At 60.8% G+C, this 20,067-nt stretch carries 15 protein-coding genes; 13 read left to right on the forward strand and 2 right to left on the reverse strand.

Annotated features, from left to right (window positions below; genetic code table 11):
• Positions 1-95: 95 nt before the first annotated feature.
• From GU3_RS08085 to GU3_RS08100, 4 genes are all read left to right on the forward strand, one after another.
• Positions 96-1,751 carry a transporter substrate-binding domain-containing protein gene (locus GU3_RS08085; protein ID WP_014292039.1) on the forward strand — a complete coding sequence of 552 codons (1,656 nt, stop codon included), beginning with the start codon at positions 96-98 and terminating at the stop codon, positions 1,749-1,751.
• Positions 1,748-3,166 (forward strand): sigma-54 dependent transcriptional regulator, encoded by a 1,419-nt coding sequence (locus GU3_RS08090; RefSeq protein ID WP_014292040.1) that lies wholly within the window; start codon positions 1,748-1,750, stop codon positions 3,164-3,166. Before GU3_RS08085 ends, GU3_RS08090 begins: the two co-directional genes overlap by 4 nt.
• Before the next feature lie 317 nt (positions 3,167-3,483).
• Positions 3,484-4,761 (forward strand): dicarboxylate/amino acid:cation symporter, encoded by a 1,278-nt coding sequence (locus GU3_RS08095; RefSeq protein ID WP_014292041.1) that lies wholly within the window; start codon positions 3,484-3,486, stop codon positions 4,759-4,761.
• A gap of 298 nt (positions 4,762-5,059) precedes the next feature.
• Positions 5,060-6,217 carry a BCCT family transporter gene (locus GU3_RS08100; RefSeq protein WP_014292042.1) on the forward strand — a complete coding sequence of 386 codons (1,158 nt, stop codon included), beginning with the start codon at positions 5,060-5,062 and terminating at the stop codon, positions 6,215-6,217.
• A gap of 250 nt (positions 6,218-6,467) precedes the next feature.
• Here GU3_RS08100 and GU3_RS08105 read toward each other — a convergent pair whose 3' ends face one another.
• The gene (locus tag GU3_RS08105; protein WP_014292043.1) at positions 6,468-7,574 is read right to left on the reverse strand and encodes a hybrid-cluster NAD(P)-dependent oxidoreductase; all 1,107 of its coding nucleotides are present in this window, start codon (positions 7,572-7,574) and stop codon (positions 6,468-6,470) included.
• A 290-nt stretch (positions 7,575-7,864) separates the two neighbouring features.
• Between GU3_RS08105 and GU3_RS08110 the strand changes: the two genes are divergently transcribed.
• The 4 genes from GU3_RS08110 to GU3_RS08125 all read left to right on the forward strand — a co-directional run bounded on the left by GU3_RS08110 (position 7,865) and on the right by GU3_RS08125 (position 12,284).
• Positions 7,865-9,133, forward strand: a complete 1,269-nt coding sequence (locus GU3_RS08110; RefSeq protein ID WP_014292044.1) for an aromatic ring-hydroxylating dioxygenase subunit alpha — start codon at positions 7,865-7,867, stop codon at positions 9,131-9,133.
• Positions 9,134-9,383: 250 nt separating this feature from the next.
• On the forward strand, positions 9,384-10,391 hold the full coding sequence (gene dctP, locus GU3_RS08115) for a TRAP transporter substrate-binding protein DctP (RefSeq protein ID WP_014292045.1): 1,008 nt from the start codon (positions 9,384-9,386) through the stop codon (positions 10,389-10,391).
• 62 nt (positions 10,392-10,453) lie between these two features.
• On the forward strand, positions 10,454-10,984 hold the full coding sequence (locus GU3_RS08120) for a TRAP transporter small permease (RefSeq protein WP_014292046.1): 531 nt from the start codon (positions 10,454-10,456) through the stop codon (positions 10,982-10,984).
• A gap of 1 nt (position 10,985) precedes the next feature.
• Positions 10,986-12,284: a TRAP transporter large permease gene (locus GU3_RS08125; RefSeq protein ID WP_014292047.1), complete on the forward strand. Its 1,299-nt coding sequence runs from the start codon at positions 10,986-10,988 to the stop codon at positions 12,282-12,284.
• Between the two features lie 124 nt (positions 12,285-12,408).
• Here the strand turns inward: GU3_RS08125 and GU3_RS08130 are convergent, their stop codons facing one another.
• Positions 12,409-12,630 carry a hypothetical protein gene (locus GU3_RS08130; RefSeq protein WP_014292048.1) on the reverse strand — a complete coding sequence of 74 codons (222 nt, stop codon included), beginning with the start codon at positions 12,628-12,630 and terminating at the stop codon, positions 12,409-12,411.
• A gap of 304 nt (positions 12,631-12,934) precedes the next feature.
• Here GU3_RS08130 and GU3_RS08135 point away from each other — a divergent pair, with 304 nt between their 5' ends.
• The 5 genes from GU3_RS08135 to dgcA all read left to right on the forward strand — a co-directional run bounded on the left by GU3_RS08135 (position 12,935) and on the right by dgcA (position 20,066).
• Positions 12,935-14,533, forward strand: a complete 1,599-nt coding sequence (locus tag GU3_RS08135; protein WP_050899362.1) for a BCCT family transporter — start codon at positions 12,935-12,937, stop codon at positions 14,531-14,533.
• Positions 14,534-14,988: 455 nt separating this feature from the next.
• Positions 14,989-16,041, forward strand: coding sequence for a GlxA family transcriptional regulator (locus GU3_RS08140; RefSeq protein WP_014292050.1), 1,053 nt, complete (start codon positions 14,989-14,991; stop codon positions 16,039-16,041).
• Between the two features lie 347 nt (positions 16,042-16,388).
• On the forward strand, positions 16,389-17,369 hold the full coding sequence (locus GU3_RS08150; protein ID WP_014292051.1) for a dipeptidase: 981 nt from the start codon (positions 16,389-16,391) through the stop codon (positions 17,367-17,369).
• Positions 17,370-17,398: 29 nt separating this feature from the next.
• Positions 17,399-17,929 (forward strand): 4-vinyl reductase, encoded by a 531-nt coding sequence (locus GU3_RS08155; RefSeq protein WP_014292052.1) that lies wholly within the window; start codon positions 17,399-17,401, stop codon positions 17,927-17,929.
• Positions 17,930-18,002: 73 nt separating this feature from the next.
• Positions 18,003-20,066 (forward strand): dimethylglycine demethylation protein DgcA, encoded by a 2,064-nt coding sequence (gene dgcA, locus GU3_RS08160; protein ID WP_014292053.1) that lies wholly within the window; start codon positions 18,003-18,005, stop codon positions 20,064-20,066.
• Position 20,067 lies beyond the last annotated feature (1 nt).

The raw sequence follows: 20,067 nt of genomic DNA on the forward strand, positions 1-20,067 counted from the left end.
CAAGGCCTGTGCCACAGATCATGCCTTTGAAAGTGGCAGCCAGAGGGTGGCAGCATGGGCGTAGCCGTAGTGTTGTGAAGTCGCTTTGGGTATGCATGCTGCTGTGGGGGCTGTTGGCTCTGAATGGTGCCCAGGCGGCACCACAAGACGATGCCATCATTCGGGTGGGGGGCGATCACGACTATCCGCCCTATGAGTTTATCAACCAGGACGGTGAGCCCGACGGTTTCAATGTGGAGCTGACCCGCGCCATCGCCGAAGTGATGGGCATGGAAGTCGAGATCCGCCTGGGGGACTGGAGCCGCATGCGCCGGGCCCTGGAAGCGGGCGAGCTGGATGTGTTGCAGGGCCTCACTTTTTCCGACGAACGCAGCCGTGATTACCGCTTTTCCCCCTCCCATGCCATCGTGCACCAGTCCATTTTTGCCCGTAAGGGCGAGGAGGAGGCCACTGAGCTGGCCGACCTGCGCGGCAAGGAGGTGATTGTGCAGCGGGGCGGCATTATGCACGATCAGCTGTTGCACAACGACGTGGGCGCCAGCCTGGTGCTGGTGGACACCCATGCCACCGGACTGCGGTTGCTGGCGGCGGGCAATCACGACTATGCCCTGGTGGCCAACCTGCCGGGCTTGTATCTGGGCCGGGAGCTGGAGCTGTCCAACATTGTGCCGGTGGGCCAGCCCTTTCAGCCCCAGCGTTATGGCTATGCGGTCATGAAAGGCAACGAGGCCCTGCTGGCGCGGTTCAGCGAGGGGCTGGCCATTCTCAAGAACACCGGGCGCCACCAGCAAATTTACGACAAGTGGCTGGGGCCGCTGGAGCAGGACGGCTGGCCCTGGAAGAAAATCGGGCTGGCCGCCGGCCTGGTATCGGCGGTATTGCTGGTGGTGCTGGGCGGCATTGTCATCTGGAACCGTATGCTGGCCCGGGAAGTAGCCCGGCGCAGTGAGGCACTGCAATTGCAGCACCAGCAACTGATCCAGGCCGACAAAATGTCCTCCCTGGGCATACTGGTGTCCGGGGTGGCCCACGAAATCAACAACCCCAGCAGCCTGCTGCTGCTGAACCTGCCGGTGTTGAAGGATGCCTTTCAGGACATGGAAGAGCTGCTGGAGGCGCACTACGAGCAGCAGGGCGACTTCTATCTGGCCGGGTTGCCCTACAGCCGTATGCGCGAAGAGCTGCCCGCCATGCTCGACGACATGCAGGCCAGCGCCGGCCGCATTCGGCGCATTGTGGACGATCTGCGGGACTTTGCCCGCCAGGGGCCGGCGGAGCTGACCGAAACCGTGGATCTCAACGTCCTGGTGGCCACGGTGACTCGCCTGGTCGACAACACCCTTCGCCAGTCCAGCCACCGGGTGGAGGTGCACTGCGAGCCCGGGCTGCCACGCTTTCGGGGCAACGGCCAGCGCATTGAGCAGGTGGTGATCAACCTGATCGTCAATGCCTGTCAGGCCCTGACCAGCCCGGAGCAGGGGCTGTCCATTACCACCGGATACCGGGCTCGCAGCCACGAACTGACCCTCGACATCATCGATCAGGGCTGCGGCATCGACCCTCACAACCTGTCCCGCCTGAAAGACCCGTTTTTTACCACCAAACGGGAGCAGGGCGGCATCGGGCTGGGCCTGTCGGTGTCCGCCGGCATCGTGCAGGAGCATGGCGGCCGGCTGGAGTATGAGTCCGAGCCGGGCAGGGGAACCCGCGCCACCCTGATCCTTCCCGCGATTAAAGGAACCCCATCGTGATCAAGAACACTCTCTATCCCGGTTTCGGCGTGCTGCTGGTGGACGATGAGGCGCCGTTTTTGCGCAGCCTCAGCATCGCCCTGGAGCGGCGGGGCGGCATTAACCATATTTATCGCTGCGAAGACAGCCGGGAGGTCATGGGCATCATTGCCCGGGAGCCCATCGGGCTGGTGCTGCTGGACTTGACCATGCCCCATCTGTCGGGGGAGGCCCTGCTGCAACAGATAGTAGAAGAATACCCCGAGATTGCCGTGATCATCGTCAGCGGGCTGAACCAGCTGGAAACGGCGGTGAACTGCATTCGCCTCGGCGCCTATGACTATTTCGTCAAGACCACGGAAGAAGACCGCCTGATCGGCGGCATTCGCCGGGCCATCGCCAGCCAGGAAATGCGGCTGGAAAACCAGGAAATGCGCCGGCGCTTTCTGACCGACACCCTGGAGCGCCCCGAGGTGTTCGCCGGCATCATTACCCAGGACAAGGGCATGCGCTCGGTGTTTCAGTATCTGGAGGCGATCTCGGCCAGCAGCCAGCCGGTGTTGATCTGCGGCGAGAGCGGGGTGGGCAAGGAGCTGATTGCTCATGCCATTCATACCCTGGGCAACCGCGACGGGCCCGTGGTCAGCGTGAACGTGGCGGGGCTGGACGACAATGTGTTTGCCGACACCCTGTTCGGTCATCACAAGGGTGCCTTTACCGGGGCCGATCGGGCCAGGGCTGGCATGATAGAGCAGGCCGCGGGCGGCACTTTGTTTCTGGATGAAATCGGCGATCTCAGCCTCACCTCTCAGGTCAAGCTGCTGCGGCTGCTGCAGGAAGGGGAGTATTACCCCCTGGGCAGCGACAGGCCCAAACGACTTCGTGCCCGGGTGGTGGTGGCCACCCATCAGGATCTGGCCCGCAAGCAGCAGGAAGGCGGCTTTCGCAAGGATCTCTACTACCGGCTGCGCACCCACCAGGTGGAAATTCCGCCGCTGCGCCAGCGCAAGGACGACATTCCCCTGTTGCTGGAGCACTTTCTGGCCGAGGCGGCGGCGGAGCTGGGCAAAACCGTGCCCACCCTGCCTGCTGAGCTGGGGGTGCTGCTGGCCAATTATGCCTTTCCCGGCAACGTGCGGGAGCTGCGGGCGTTGGCGTTCGATGCCATGAGCCGGCACAAGTCGAGAATGCTGTCGATGGAGGTGTTCCGCCAGGCCCTGGGCCAGCAGGCCGCGCCCCCGGTGGCGGAGGAAGAGGGGCCCGGCCCTTTCCGCCAAATGCAGACCCTGCCCAGGCTGGCGGAGGTGGGGGATCTGCTGGTGGCCGAGGCCATGCGCCGCTCTCGGGGCAACCAGTCGCTGGCCGCCCGCCTGCTGGGCATTTCCCAGCCGGCGCTGAGCAAGCGGCTGAAAAAGGCCGGCGGCGACGAGAGCTGACAACCCCTATAACCCGGGTTATTGGTTATAACCCGGGAGTGGCAGTCTATCTCCATGAAAAATAAGCATTTATCCATTAAACGATGCGGCTTTTCATAACCCTGGTTATACCCCTTTGCTGCTGTGGCGGCTGCTGGCTTTTATTAAAAATTAATTAAAAAACAGTTGCTTAATTGTTCCTCTCGAAGCTGGCATGGTGCTTGCTCTTCTGTTCTCAGGAATTGGCGAGTGAACGCCAGATACCGATGGTCCGGACCGCCCCTGGTTGTGGTGGCATCCGGTTGCACTCCTCGACATCAAGCACCAAGGAACAGACGATGGAACAGACAATGGCAGAGCAGGGCCGCACCGGCTTTTGGAGCGGATTGGCACTCTGGAAAAAAATTCTGGTGGGCATGGTACTGGGCGTGATCGCGGGCACCCTGATGGGCCCGGACGCCGAGCTGTTAAAGCCGATCGGCACCCTTTTTATCAACGCGATCAAAATGCTGATCGTGCCGCTGGTGTTTTGCTCCCTGGTGGTGGGGGTGACCTCCATGCAGGACACCCGAAAAATGGGGCGCATTGGCCTCAAGTCGGTGGTGCTCTACCTGGGCACCACGGCGGTGGCCATCAGCATTGGTTTGGCGCTGGCGCTGCTGTTCACCCCGGGTACCGGCATGAACATGACCATCACCGAGCCGGTGGCGGCGAACGAAGCGCCGTCCATGGTGGAGACCCTGCTGGCGCTGATCCCCCAGAACCCCATCGGCGCCATGGCCGCGGGCAACATACTGCAAATCATCGTGTTCGCCCTGGGCCTGGGCATAGCCCTGACCCTCTGTGGCGAGAAGGCGCAGCCGGCCATCCGCCTGTTTGAAAGCCTGGCCGAGGGCATGTACAAGCTCACCGAGCTCATCATGAAGCTGGCCCCTTACGGCGTGTTCGGCCTGATGGCCTGGGTGGCGGGCAAATATGGCCTGGAGGTGCTGCTGCCGCTGATCAAGGTGGTGGCCCTGGTGTATGTGGGCTCCCTGCTCCATGTGCTGGTGTTTTACAGCGGCCTGATCAGTATTCTGGGTCGTCTGAACCCGGTGCGTTACCTGAAGGGGCTGATCAACCCGGCCGCCGTGGCCTACACCACCACCAGCAGCTCCGGCACCCTGCCGGCCACCATCAAGGCGGCCCGGGAGGAAATGGGCGTATCCCAGGGCGTGTCCAGTTTTGTGCTGCCCCTGGGCGCCACCATCAACATGGACGGCACCGCCCTGTATCAGGGCATCTGCGCCGTGTTTGTGGCCCAGGCCTTTGGGGTTGATCTGGCCGCGTCCGATTATGTCCTGATCATCATGACCGCCACCCTGGGCTCCATCGGTACCGCCGGTGTGCCCGGCGCGGGCCTTATCATGCTGTCATTGGTGCTGACCACAGTGGGGCTGCCGCTGGAAGGTCTGGCGATCGTGGCCGGCATTGACCGCATCCTCGACATGGCCCGCACCAGCGTCAATGTGTGCGGGGATCTGATGGTGTCCGTGCTGATTGGCAAGAGCGAAAACGAGCTAGACGAAACCGTTTATAACCGTGCCACACCGGCAGGCGAGGCCCGTCAGGGCTGAGCCAGCAGCATCTCCCAAGGGGACGGAGGCCACCTCCGTCCCCTTCGTGTCAACCGAGTCCATGTTGCCGGCTGACACAATCGCAATCCCCTTACTTTCACGACGTCATTCTCTCCTGTCGCATACAGATACGCCCCGGGTCGTAATGGGCATATTCCGATACTTTCCTGCCTCTACAGTTATATGTTAATTGAATGTTCAATTAATTAAGGAGTCAAAGACCAGCAAGAAACGCGTGAAGGGTTATCATGCCGCTGGGCATGCATTGATTGATGGAACCAACAAAAGAGGATTCTCCATGGATATGGTGTTGTCTGTTGCTATTGTGCTGACGCTGGCCACGTCGGCCTGGGTATTGCTGCGTTACGGCCGGGTGCCTTGCCGGGGCGAGATGCCCACCTCCCTGTTTACCTTTATTGCCATTCTGTTTACCTCGGGCCTGGACGTGGGCCTGGTGATGTTCCCGCTAACCGAATTTCCCGTTTATGCCAGTGAGCCGGAATACGGCTTTGCCAACCCGCTGGCCATCGAGTTCGGCTTCTGGGGCTTTCTGGTGTGGGCTTTTTACTTTCTGACCACCTTCTATTTCGTGCTGATTGAGCCCAGGGTACGCTTGTTTGAGCTGCCATTGGTCAAGTTCATCAACAACCTGGTGATCATCGGCACCTGTGCCTTCACCGGCTATCTGTTCCTGAGTTACCTGCCGGATTACGTGGACGGCATTCCCGCCGCCCTGCGCTACGGTCTGGTCGCCCTGGTGGTGCTGTGTGCCGTCTGGTCGAGCTCGGACGTGCGCTATGTGAAGTTTCTGAGCGTGGCCTCCACCTGGCTGTTTGTGGCGCTGATTGGCCTTATGGGGTGGAATTCGGGGACCAGCCTCGCGGAGCTGGGCGGCACCGTGGCCGGCATTGGCGAGTATTTTGCCAATATTCATGAATTTGTTACCCCCATCACCGATTATCACGCTTTTTACCTGTTCTGGTGGTTCTCCTGGAGCATCATGATTGGCCAGTTTGTGGCCCGCTTTGCCGGTGGTCTGCCGGCCTGGCAGTTGTGTCTTGCCATGCTGGTGGTGCCTTCCATTCCCATCGCCATCTGGTTTTCGGTGCTGTATCTGCACTTCAGCGACGCCATTGCCATTGGCGGGCTGCTCAAGCTGGGCATGGTGGTGGTCGGGGTTATCTTTGTGATCAACTCGCTCGACTCCCTGATCCGGCTGTACACCACCAACCTGAACCTGGAGCCCGACCGGGTGGGTCTGCCGCGTTATGTGATGGGCAACTGGACGCTGATGTTCGGTCTGGTGCTGCTGTTTCAGTTCACCCCGCTCAAGATAGAATGGATAGGCCTGGTGGTTATCGGCCTCTATGCCCTGGTGGCCGGCTTGCTGTGGCAGCGTCGGGCGCAATGCCGGGCTTTGGGGAAGGGGGCTGAGATGTCCGTCAGGGCCGGCTGAAGAAGAAAAAGGTGTTTACGACAAGGGTCGCTGTGGCGGCCCTTTTTATATCGTCATGTTCGTGAAGACGTGCCTCGGTGTTTGTCATGCCCTCGAAGGAGGGCATCCAGAGAAGGGGTGGCAACAATGCAAAAAAGCCTGAGCCAGGATACCGGCTCAGGCAAAAACGGGCGGACCTGTAAGTCCTTACTTCCAACAGACCGACCAGCCGTACTTACCCTCGTACTTACAGCCGTACTTACAGTCGTACTTAAAACGCCACGTCCACATCTTCCTCGGGTACGCTGCAGCAGCTCAGCACATAGCCGTCGGCGATGTCTTCATCGGTAATGCCGCCGTTGTGCTCCATATTGACCCGGCCCTTGGCCACCTTCACCTTGCAGGTGCCACAAATGCCCATGCCGCAGGCCTTGGGAATATGCAGACCCACCTGGGCGGCGGCGCTGTGCAGGGTTTCCCCGGGCAGAATGCTGGCCTGCAAATCGCTTTCCAGAAACGACACGCTCAGGCGCTCTTCGGTGCGTTCCAGCTGCTCCGCCAGATCCGAGGCTTCCTGGGCCAGCAGCTCCACGTCCTCGATCACTTCCACCGGGGTGGCACCGAAGCTTTCCTCGTGGTAGTGGTCCATGTCGAAGCCGGCCTGTTGCAGTAGGTTACGCACCGCCTTCATGTAGGGGGCCGGGCCGCAACAGAACACTTCCCGCTCCATAAAGTCGGGGGAAAGCTGGGCCAGCATGGCGCTGTTCAAAAAGCCCCGGTAGCCGCTCCAGGTTTCGCCAATGTCGGTGCGTTCGCATATCAGGCTCAGCTGAATATTGGACAGCCGCGAGTCCATGTGCTGCAGCTCGCGGTGAAACACTAGATCCTTGGGCGTGCGGGCGCTGTGCACAAACTGAATGTCCACCTCGGCATTGGTGTCGAACCACCAGCGCAGCATCGACATCACCGGGGTGATGCCCACGCCGCCGGACAGCAGCAGCACCTTCTCATTGGGAAAATCGATGCAGTTGAAATTGCCCACCGGGCCGTGCACCGCCAGGGCGTCGCCTTCTTTCAGGTTGTCGTGCAGCCAGTTGGACACCACGCCGCCGGGCACCCGTTTCACGGTAATGGAAAAGCTGTAGGGCACGGAAGGCGAGGAGGCGATGGTGTAGCTGCGCATCACCGTCTGCTCGTCAATCTCCAGCTCCAGGGTCACGAACTGACCGGGTTTGAAGAAAAACAGCAGCGGGCTTTCTGCGCTGAAGCAGAAGGTGCGTACGTCCCAGGTTTCCTGGATCACGCGTACACAACGCACCGGATGGCGGCCATTGCTCCAGGTCTGGGTATTGATGGGGGATAGGAAGTCCTGATTCATCGCAGTTCTCCGAGGCGCGTTGAGTGAATGACCTGCTGTCATTGAGTGGCTTCATTCTTGATGAGAACGGGGCGACGGAATTGCCTGAAAACGACACCGACATATCCGTTCACCCCGCGTGGGGCCTGGCCTCAGGCCGTGCCGGCGGGGCAGGTCGGAAACAAGGGTGGCGGGCGTCGTTTTCAGGCAATCCGCCCTTCATAACCTTGGTGACAATAAGGACAACCGTGACCCGGCGTTGTTGCCGGTGGCACTTCAGGTATTCATCAACTGACAAGGAAGCAAGACAGATGGAGCAGACCAACACCACCCTTATCGGCACCAGCCTGGCAGAGACCGTTCAACTGCTGCGTGAGCGCCGGCCCGGCTATTCCCTGCCCCAGGCCTGCTACAACAGCCCCGAGGTCTTTGCCGCCGACATGGAGCAAATCTTCTGCAAGGAGTGGCTGTACGTGGGGCTGACCTGTGAAATTCCCCAGATCGGCAATTTCATGACCCTGGACGTGGGCAACAATCCCATTACCATAGTGCGTAACAAGCATGGTATTCAGGCCTTCCACAACGTCTGTCGCCATCGTGGTTCACGTATCTGCATTCCGAAAAAAGGCAAGGTCGCCAAAATGGTCTGCCCCTATCACCAGTGGACCTACGAGCTGGACGGTGACCTCATTTATGCGGGCAACGAGATGGGTGAGAGCTTTAACAAGGCCGACTTCCCGCTGAAGCAGGTGCATACCAAGACCGCCGGCGGTTACATCTTCATCAGCCTGGCGGACAACCCGCCCGAGATTGACGACTTCCTCGCCGAGCTGGCCCGTTACCTGGAGCCCTACGATCTGGAAAACGCCAAGGTGGCGGTGCAGTCCGAGATCCTGGAAGACGCCAACTGGAAGCTGGTGATCGAAAACAACCGCGAGTGCTACCACTGCGCCGGCTCCCATCCGGAGCTGCTCAATACCCTGCTGGAGTGGGACGACACCAACGATCCCCGTGCCACCGATGCCTTCAAGGCCCATGTGGCGCGCAAGGCGGCGGAGTGGGATGCGGAAGGCATTCCCCATGAGCATGTGTCGTTCGGCCTGCGCAACCGCATGGTGCGCATGCCCCTGGCCGAAGGCAAGGTGGCCATGACCATCGACGGCAGCCCCGGTTGCCAGAAAACCCTGGGCCGGGTACAGAACCGGGATCTGGGCTCCCTGCGTATTCTGCACCTGCCCAACTCCTGGAACCACGGCCAGGGCGACCACCTGATCACCTTCCAGGTGATTCCGGTCGGCCCCCAGCAGACCAAGGTGATCACCAAGTGGGTGGTGCACAAGGACGCGGTGGAAGGCGTGGATTACGACGTGGAAAAACTGCGCCGGGTGTGGGACGCCACCAATGCCCAGGACCGGGCCCTGGCCGAGGAAAACCAGCGCGGCATCAACTCCATGGCCTACGAGCCGGGCCCCTATTCACCCACCTACGAGTTCGGGGTGGTGAATTTCGTCAACTGGTACGCCGACACCTTTGTGGCCAATGCCGAGGGGCAGACCCTGTCGGTGAAACTGCCGGAATAAGCAGTGGTCATCATCATGCCAGGGAAGGGGGCCGTCAGGCTCCCTTTTTGCTGTTCCTGCACCGACGCCGCATTTGGCGCAAGGGCCGTCGCTATCGGGACAATGGCATATTCACCCATCCGTAGTATGGATATGCCCCTGCAGCCGACGCGCGGGCGCGGCGCCCCCCTGGGTTGCATACCGCCCGCCTGCGTTCTGCAAAAGGATTTTGCACACCGTGAATACGGCATCATATCGGGAAGGTAATCACATGAAGACAATCGGACTCAATCTCAAAACCCTGCTGGCCTCCGCCATTACCGCCGCCTGCCTGGTCAGTACCAGCGCCCAGGCGCTGACCCTGAAGCTCGCCACCGACTCCGGCACGCAAGGTTCGCCGGCCGGGGACGCCCTGAAAAAGTGGGGGGAGCTTATCGAGCAGAAGTCCGGCGGCGATATCGAGACCAAGGTGTACTACCAGAATGAACTGGGCGGCCAGCAGGAAGTGTTCGACCTGCACGTGGCCGGCGACGTGGACGTCATGCTGAACTGGCCCATGACCTCCTACGACAAGCGCATTGGCGTGATTTACACCCCCTACATGACCTTGTCGTGGCAGGAAGCGCTGGACGCCTACAGCCCGGGCGGCTGGGTCAACAACCTGCTCGGCGGTGTCTATCAGGACATCGGCCTCAAGTTCTTCGGCCCCTGGCCCGAAGGGTTTAACGGCGTCGGCTCCCGCGACAAATACGCCCTGAATATCAAGGATGCACAAGGGCTGAAGGTGCGCACCATGACGGTGTTCCCGGCACCCCAGACCATGCAGGCCCTGGGCTACCAGACCGCCGCCATCGACTGGGGCGAAGTGTACACCGCGCTGCAGACCGGCGTGGTGGACGGCGAGGCCGGCAACGTCATCTACTGGGACTATGAATACTTCCGTGACTCCCTCGACTACTACGTGCAGACCAAACACTTTTTCATGACCGGGGTGCTGTCGATGAACCTGGATGTGTGGGAAAGCATGACCGAGGAGCAGCAGCAGGTGGTGCAGGAAGCGGCGGTGGAAATCATGAACGAGCAGTTCAAGGCCGCCAAGGAGCAGGACGAGTACTACATCAAGAAGGCCCAGGAAGCGGGCATGAAGTATTTCGAGCCCAGCGACGAGCAACTGCGCGAGTTTGCCCGGGCCGCCCGCGAGCAGGTCTGGCCGCTGATGGACAAGGAAATTGGCAGCGACATCATGAACACCATTCGGGCCAATGCCACCAAGCTGTAACCGGCAGGCTGTTTCAACACGACCGGCTCCCGGCGGGCCGGTCCGTTCAGAGGGTGTAAAACATGGGCGGCAGATTCTTTTCCGAATTGGACAGGCGGGTGGGCTGGTTGCTGGAAGCGGCCGCCTTCACCTCCAGCCTGCTGGTGGTCGGACTGATGTTGTTTCTGGTGCTGGCGCGTTACGTGTTCGGCTGGTCGGTGGTCGGCCTGCTGGAGCTGATCATGCTGTTTGGCATGTGGCTGTATATGCTGGGGGCCCTGATCGCCAGCCGTCGCAACGAGCACCTGGTGGTGGACTTCGTGGAGCTGCAGATCACCGATGATCGCATCAAGCTGATGCACAAGGCGCTGGTTTCGCTGATCACCTTTGTGATCTGCCTGTTTTTTGTGGTGCTGGCGTACCGCATGCTGGCCTGGGGCCTGCGCCGGCCCCAGTCTACGCCCGGCATGGGCATTCCGTTATGGCTGCCCCAGGCGTCCATCATGCTGGCGGCGGTGGGATGCAGCTGTTATTCGCTGCGGGATGTGCTGAAGGCCGTTGCCGGCCTGTGCGGCGTGGGCTGCGGCTCCCGCCAGCTGAAAGAGGAACACTGACATGGAAGGTTTGATGGCCGTAGGGCTGCTGATGTTGCTGATGATCATCGGCGTGCCGGTGGCCTGGTCCTTTGCCGGCGTGCTGGCTTATCTGGTGTATGTGTACGACGCCAACCTCAATACCCTGATGCTGCAGGGCTACCGCTCGGTAGATTCGGTGATCCTGATTGCCCTGCCGCTGTTCGTGCTGACCGGCTACATGATGCAGAGTGGCGGCATTGCCAAGCGGCTGGTGGACTTTATCGAGGTGATGATCGGCAAACGCAAGGGCGGCATGGGCGCCTCCATGGTCATGGCCTCGGGCATTTTCGGCGCCATTGCCGGCACCGCCACCGCCGCAGTGGCTTCAATTGGCACTATCATGATCGGGCCGCTGGAGCAGCGCGGCTACCCGCGCAGTTATTCCTCGGCGCTGCTGGGCATTTCGTCGCTGCTGGGCATTCTGATCCCGCCATCGATCACCATGATTTTGTTTGCCGTGGTGACCCGTCAGTCGGTGGCAGCCTGTTTTGCCGCCTCGGTGGGACCGGCCATTCTGCTGATAGTGGGGCTGATCCTCGCCAACCGGTTTGGCGTGGGCCGCTTTTTTCACGAGGTAAGCAGCGCCGCCGGCAACGGCCTGGAAAAACTGCCGAGCAAGGGCCGGGCCACCCTCAAGGCCTTTCCGGCGCTGTCGCTGCCGGTGATCATTCTCGGCGGCATTTATGGCGGCGTCTTTACCCCCACCGAAGCGGCGGCGGTGGCGGCGTTTTCGGCCATGCTGATCGGGTTTTTCATCTATCGTGACATGAACCTGAAAAGCTTTGCCAAAAGCGTGGTGGCGGCGGCGGAAACCACCGGCACCGTGATCCTGATCCTGCTGTTCAGCTTTATGATCGGGCGCATTCTGGCGTCGGAGCGCATTCCCCAGGATTTAACCGAGCTGGTCAGCACCTTTATTCAGAACCCGTTGCTGATCCTGATTGCAGTCAACCTGTTCCTGATCGTCGCCGGCATGATCATGGATGATGTGTCGGTCACCGTGGTGGTGGCGCCGCTGTTCCTGCCGCTGATGGTGGATACCGGCATTCATCCGGTACACTTTGCCTCCATCGTGGCCTGCTCGGTGGTGATCGGGGCCAACAGCCCGCCGGTGGCACCCATTCTCTACATGGCCTGTCGCATCGGGCGGGTGTCTATCCATAAAACGGTGAAACCCGCCCTGGCGCTGATGGCCTTTGTGGCCATGCCGGTGATGCTGGTGACCACCTTTGTACCGGAGCTGTCGCTGTTCCTGCCCAGATGGCTTGGGTTTGTGTGAGGCCGGGAATGAAATGAATGGAAAGGGGAGCCGACGGCTCCCCTTTTTGTTTTGGCTGTCCCGCGTTGTGCCTCGTCACTCCCGCGTCCATTTCCCGTAGGGCACCTAGGTGACGGAAACCCCGTTAGCGCAAACTTTGCTCCACCAGAGCCAGCACCTCCGGGTGCAGCAATGTCCGCTGGGCCAGCAGGGCTTCCAGTCGCGTCCGCCACAGTTCCCCGTCGGGGCCGGCCAGCAACCCGGCCAGCAGGGGAGTGCAGTCGGCCAGTCGCTCCGGGGGCGTCAGGCCCCAGTCCCGCAGCCGGGCCAGAAAATCCTGCTGATCGATAAGCTCGGTGATCATCATGGCGTGAACCCTCTTGTACCGAAAAGCTCAGGCTAAAACGTGGCGCGAACGGCGGCAAGACCGTTTGCGACATGCTGTCGCAATGAAAACAGAATATGACGCTCGAGACGGAACTGGTTAATACCGTGTCGCATTGAACAAGTTTCCGCCGGCGGTTAGCTGTTGTTATAGGGGGCGGTACTTAACCGGTGAGCGTCTGCAACAGACGTCCGGTTATCACCTGCACAGCCGCGACCAGGGCCTTGGGGATGAGGAGGCCCGAGTGGCGGCTGGCTCACAATTAATCCGACGGAGATCTCTTGCTATGGTTGGCAAAGATGGAATTTTAAAAGGAATGAACCCGGCGGCGACAATCAGTTCCATGATTATCGTTACCCTCTTTGTGGTGGGCGGCGCCTTGTTTCCCGAAGAGGCGGCCACACTGTTTGACGGTATCTCGGGAGGCCTGCTTACCCACTTCAAATGGTATTACATCGCCATATTGTCGTTGATGCTGGTGTTCTGCGTGATATTGGTCTTCAGCCGTTTCGGCGCTCTGCGCCTGGGTGCCGATGATTGTCGCCCGGAATACAGCCTGTATTCCTGGTTTGCCATGCTGTTCAGTGCCGGCATGGGCACCGGTCTGGTGTTCTGGGCCATTGCCGAGCCCATTTACCACTTTCAGAGCAACCCCTTTATTACCGAAGGGCTGACACCGGAAGCGGCGGAAGTGGCCATGCGCATCACCTTCTTTCACTGGGGCCTGCATCCCTGGGCCATTTATGTGGTAGTGGGGCTGTCGCTGGCGTACTTTTCCTACCGAGGCGGGCTGCCGCTGACCATTCGCTCGGCGCTTTATCCGCTGATCGGCAAACGCATTTACGGCTGGATGGGCCATGCCGCCGATACCCTGGCGGTTTTCGGCACCATCTTTGGGGTGGCGACCTCCCTTGGCTTTGGGGTGACGCAGATCAACACCGGCCTGAACCACCTGTTTGGCATGGAAGTCGGTACCGGCAGCCAGCTTATCCTGATCACCGTTATCTCGCTGATTGCCACCCTGTCGGTGCTGTCCGGCCTGGGCCGGGGCGTGAAATGGCTGTCGGTGATCAACATGTGGCTGACCGCGGCCATCCTGCTGTTCCTGCTGGTCTATGGCCCCACCCGTTATCTGTTGCTGAGCTATGTCCAGGGCATTGGTGACTACCTGACCCACGTGGTGGGCCTGAGCACCTGGACCGATGCCACCAAGGACAGCCAGTGGCAGTCCTGGTGGACCGTGTTCTACTGGGCCTGGTGGATGTCCTGGTCACCTTTTGTGGGCATGTTTATTGCGCGCATCTCCAAGGGGCGGACCATTCGAGAATTTATCTGCGGCGTGCTGCTGGTGCCGACCCTGCTGGGTATGCTGTGGCTCACCCTGTTTGGTGGCTCGGCCCTGCATCTGGAGCTGACCAACACCGTGACCAATGCCGCGGGAGAAGTGGTGGCCGCGGTCGGTCAGGCCGGCATCGTGGAAGCGGTGGCCGCGGACGTAACCACGTCGCTGTATGCGACCCTGGAACTGCTGGATGGCGGTGCCATGGGTACCCTGGCGTCGGTGCTGGCCACCATACTGGTGGCGCTCTACTTCATTACCTCCGCCGACTCCGGCACCCTGGTGGTGACCACCATTCTGTCGCTGGGCAATGAACATCCGCCCCGCATGCAGCGGGTGCTGTGGGGCATGGCGGTGGCCGCCGTGGCGGCCATACTGTTGCTGGCGGGCGGCCTCAAGGCCGTGCAGACCGCCGCTATTATTGCCGCCTTTCCCTTCTCGTTCGTGATCCTGGTGATGATGTGGGGCCTGTTCCGGGCCCTGCATCAGGAAATGCCGGTGGAGGAGCCCGTTACCGTGCCGGTGAAGCTGCCACCTTCGGTCTGAGGCTGCCTCATTCCGGGGCAGGGCGCCATGGCCCTGCCCCCAAACCGGGCGCGGTGATCACAAGGTTGTTGTTATTTGACTCCTAACCGCCGGCAGGTTTGTCTTTTCGCCTACCCAAATCGCCCTTTCAGGGCGATTTTTCTGTTGTTTATTCGCATCTTCTACACTGGCATGAAACTTGCCCTGATTAACGCTAACTCAATGTGATATAGGGTGTTTTTTTGCCTTGCCAAGGCGGCGGAAAAACCTTGAAACCTGCACTTTCTGAGCGTGGTCACATTTCGTTCACCGGACATGCAAAATTCCGATTTAATCAATATGTGATGTTGGCTTTTTGTTATATATTTTTTAAATGTTAGCATTGGTGGTGTAAATGTTCCCTTAGGGCGGCGCTGGATGGCCAGCAACAGCACAGGGCACAAGCCTGGTGGCTCCGCAGGGGCAGGAGGAAGAAAATGAGTCAGCCACAACGAGTTGGTTTTCTGCTGGTGGACAACTTCACCATGATCTCCCTGGCGTCGGCTATTGAGCCGCTGCGCATGGCCAATCAGCTGTCGGGCAAAACCCTGTATGAATGGGTGATGCTGACCGAGACCGGCCAGCCGGTAAGGGCCAGTGATGGCATTCAGGTCACGCCGGATCATGCCACCGACGACTGCGGTCATCTCGACATGATGCTGCTCTGTGGCGGCGTGGGGGTGGCCAATGCCCGCAGCCGCCATCTGCGTGCCTGGCTGCAGCAGCTGGCCCATCGCAAGGTCAAGTTGGGGGCGCTGTGCACCGGCAGTTATTTGCTGGCCGATGCCGGTGTGCTCGATGGCTACCGCTGTACCCTGCACTGGGAATACATGGCGGCCTTCAAGGAGGCTTTTCCCCGCCTGGAAACCAGCAATGCCCTCTATTGCATCGACCGTGACCGGTTGACCAGCAGCGGCGGCACTGCCCCCATGGACATGATGATGCACCTGATCGAGAAGGAGCACTCCAGTGCCCTCAGCACCGCCATTTGCGACATGTTCCTGTGCGAACGCATTCGCGACGGCCAGGAGGAGCAGAAGGTATTGCTGCGCCATCTGGTGGGGCCGGCCCAGCCCAAGCTGGCGGAAGTGGTGGCGCTGATGGAGGCGAACCTGGAAGAGCCCATTACCCTGGACGAGCTGGCTCATTATGTGGGGCTGTCCCGCCGCCAGGTAGAGCGGCTGTTTCAGCGCCACGTTAAATGCTCGCCCTCGCGCTACTACCTCAACCTTCGTCTCAAGCGGGCGCGTCAGCTGCTGCGCCAGACGTCGCTGGCGATCATCGACATCGCCACCGCCTGCGGCTTTGTGTCCATGCCCCATTTCAGCAAATGCTACCGGGAGTGTTTCGGCGTCCCGCCCCGGGATGACCGCTGTGGCCGGCTGGTTCCCAAAGCCCCGGATGCCGCGCCCCTCGTGCCCGAGCTGGCCTTTAATGCCCGCCTCGATACGGCCCGCAGCGAGCCCACTTTTGCCTCGGTGATCCTCTGATATTACCCGCCATGCCCTCGAAGGAGGGCATTCAAGGGCTGGGCGCACTGACCTGACGCCCCTGTGTTGTCTACAGATCCGCACTGGACCCCCGTCTGCGCGGGAGCGACGGCCCTTTTCTTGTCATGCCCGTGAAAACGGGCATTCAAGAACAGGCAGCGCAGCCTCGACCACAGCGTCTCATCCGCAGAACTGCACCCCCTCCCGTATTCCATACAAACCATGACGTTTTTGAGCATGCCTCTGTCGTTTTCAGCCACAGCACCCCCCCAAGCGCGGGATAGACTGCCCCTGAATCCGGTGAACCCTGGGTCACCGTTTAACCGAATGCAAGGAAGGGCAGGCTTATGCAAAACGCAGCAGAATTACACCAGCAGTCGATCGTGATTGACGGCCTGATTATCGCCAACTGGGGGCGGGAACTGTTTGAAGACATGCGCCGTGGCGGCCTGACCGCCGCCAACTGTACCGTGTCGGTGTGGGAAGGCTTTCAGGCCACGGTAAACAACATTGCCGAGTTCAACCGCCATTACCGCGAGCACGGCGATCTCATTCGCCCGGTGCGCACCACCGCCGACATTCTGGCCGCGAAGAAGGAAGGCCGCACCGGCATCATCCTCGGTTTCCAGAACGCCCATGCCTTTGAAGACCAGCTCGGCTACGTGGAAATCTTCAAGCAACTGGGCGTGGGCATCGTGCAGATGGCCTACAACACCCAGAACCTGGTGGGCACCGGTTGCTACGAGCGCGACGGCGGCCTGTCCGGCTTCGGCCGCGAGGTGGTGGCCGAGATGAACCGGGTCGGCATCATGTGCGACCTGTCCCACGTGGGCGCCAAAACCTCGGAAGAGGTGATCCTCGAGTCCAAAAAACCGGTGTGCTACTCCCACTGCCTGCCTGCCGGGCTCAAGGATCACCCGCGCAACAAGTCGGACGAAGAGCTGCGCTTTATCGCCGAACACGGCGGCTTTGTGGGCGTGACCATGTTTGCCCCCTTCCTGAAGAAGGGCATCGAGTCCACCGTCGACGACTACGTGGAAGCCATTGGCTATGTGCTGGATCTGGTGGGTGAAGACGCCATCGGCATCGGCACCGACTTCACGCAAGGACACGATCAGAATTTCTTTGAATGGCTGACCCACGACAAGGGCTATGCCCGCCGGCTGACCCGCTTTGGCGAGATCATCAACCCGGAAGGCATTCGCACTATTGGCGAGTTCCCCAACCTGACCGAGGCCCTGCTGCGCAACGGCTATTCACCGCGGCTGATCGAGAAAATCATGGGCGGTAACTGGGTCCGCGTCCTCAAGGACGTCTGGGGCGAATAACAAGATTAAGGAAGCAAGGGAGAATCACAATGTCAGTACATGCACCCGAAATGCCGATTGAAGTGGACGCCGACACCGGCGTCTGGACCACCGACGCCCTGCCCATGCTCTATGTGCCGCGTCACTTTTTCGTTAACAACCACATGGCCATTGAGGAAGAGCTGGGCCCGGAGCGCTACGCCGAGATCCTGTACAAGGCCGGTTACAAGTCGGCCTGGCACTGGTGTGAAAAAGAGGCCGAGTGCCACGGCATCAGCGGCGAGGCGGTCTTTGAGCACTACATGAAGCGCCTGTCCCAGCGCGGCTGGGGTCTGTTCACCATTGAGCAACTGGACATTCCCGCCGGCACCGCCCGGGTGCGGCTGGATCACTCCGCCTTTGTGTACCAGTACGGCAAGGTGGAGCGGATGGTGGATTACATGTTCACCGGCTGGTTTGCCGGCGCCATGGATCAGATTGCCCAGAGCCTGGGCTACCCGGTGCGTACCCAGGCCCGTCAGGTGCAGAGTGGCGCCCAGAGCGGCTGCGATTACGGTTTGTTCGAGGTGAGCCCGCTGTAAGGCGCGTTCCCGGCAAGTATTAATTTTCGGCGGGCCGGAACAGGGCCCGCAGCATGTACAAGAGGATTCCAGGATGGGACAGTTCGACGCCTTGTTTCAACCCATGAACATCAACAAGCTCACCATTCGCAACCGGGTGGTGAGCACGGCCCATGCCGAGGTGTATGCCACCGACGGCGGCATGACCACCGAGCGCTACGTCAAGTACTACGAGGAAAAGGCCAAGGGCGGCCTGGGCCTGGCCATTTGCGGCGGCTCCAGCGTGGTGTCGATCGACAGTCCCCAGGCCTGGTGGAGTTCGGTGAACCTGTCCACCGACCGCATCATTCCCCATTTCCAGAACCTGGCCGACGCCATGCACAAGCACGGCGCCAAGATCATGATTCAGATCACCCACATGGGCCGCCGCTCCCGCTGGGACGGCTACAACTGGAGCACCCTGGTGTCGCCTTCCGGCATTCGTGAGCCGGTGCACCGCGCCACCTGTAAAACCATCGAGCCGGAAGACATTCAGCGCATTATCGCCGACTACGCCCAGGCGGCCCGCCGGGCCAAGGAAGGCGGCCTGGACGGCGTGGAACTGTCCGCCGTGCACCAGCACCTGATCGATCAGTTCTGGAGCCCGCGGGTCAACAAGCGTACCGACGAATGGGGTGGCAGCTTCGAGGGCCGCATGAAGTTCGGCCTGGAAGTGCTCAAGGCCGTGCGCGCCGAAGTGGGTCCCGACTTTGCCGTGGGTATGCGCATCTGTGGCGACGAGTTCCACCCCGACGGCCTCAGCCACGACGACATGAAGCAGATCGCCAAATACTACGATGACACCGGCATGGTGGACTTCTTTGGCGTCATTGGCTCCGGCTGCGACACCCACAACACCCTGGCCAACGTCATCCCGAACATGAGCTATCCGCCGGAGCCCTTCCTGCACCTGGCGGCGGGCATCAAGGAAGTGGTGAAGGTGCCGGTGATCCACGCCCAGAACATCAAGGATCCGAACCAGGCTCAGCGCATTCTCGAAGGCGGCTATGTCGACTTCGTGGGCATGACCCGGGCGCACATGGCCGACCCGCACCTGATCACCAAGATCAAGCTGGGTCAGGTGGACCAAATCAAGCAGTGCGTGGGCGCCAACTACTGTATCGACCGCCAGTATCAGGGCCTGGACGTGCTCTGCATTCAGAACGCGGCCACCTCCCGCGAGCACCTGGGCATGCCCCATATCATCGAAAAAACCGACGGCCCCATCCGCAAGGTAGTGGTGGTGGGCGGCGGCCCCGGCGGCATGGAGGCGGCCCGGGTGGCGGCCGAGCGCGGCCACAAGGTGGTGCTGTTTGAAAAGGCCCCCGAGCTCGGTGGCCAGATCACCCTGGCGGGCAAGGCGCCCCAGCGTGACCAGATAGCCGGCATTACCCGCTGGTACGCCCTGGAGCTTGCCCGCCTCAAGGTGGATCTGCGCCTGGACACCGCCGCCGACCTGCCGGCCATTATGGGCGAGCAGCCCGACGTGGTGATCCTGGCGGTGGGCGGCACCCCCTTCCTGGAGCAGAACCCCGAGTGGGGCGCGGAAGAAGGCCTGGTGGTGAGCACCTGGGACATTCTCTCCGGCAAGGTGGAGCCAGGCAAAAACGTGCTGGTGTACGACACCATTTGCGAGTTTTCCGGCATGTCGGCCGCTGATTACCTGGCGTCGAAGGGCAGCCTGGTGGAAATCGTGACCGACGACATCAAGCCCGGCGCGGCCATTGGCGGCACCACCTTCCCCACCTATTACCGTTCGCTCTATGAGCGCGAGGTGATCATGACCTCCGACATGGCGCTGCACAAGGTGTACCGCGAGGGCGACAAGCTGGTGGCGGTGCTGGAAAACGAATACACCGGCCAGAAAGAGGAGCGGGTGGTGGATCAAATCGTGGTGGAGAACGGCATTCGTCCCGACGAGCGTCTCTACTACGAGCTGAAGGGCGACGCGGTGAACAAGGGCCAGATCGATCTGGAAGCCCTCTACGATGCCAAGCCTCAGCCGGCGCTGGCCCAGCACGGCCAGGGCTATTTGCTCTACCGCCTGGGCGACTGTGTGTCCCAGCGCAACACCCACGCCGCCATCTACGACGCCCTGCGTCTGTGTAAAGACTTCTGAG

The organism is Oceanimonas sp. GK1 (assembly GCF_000243075.1).
In the GTDB taxonomy this organism is placed as follows: Bacteria; Pseudomonadota; Gammaproteobacteria; order Enterobacterales; family Aeromonadaceae; genus Oceanimonas.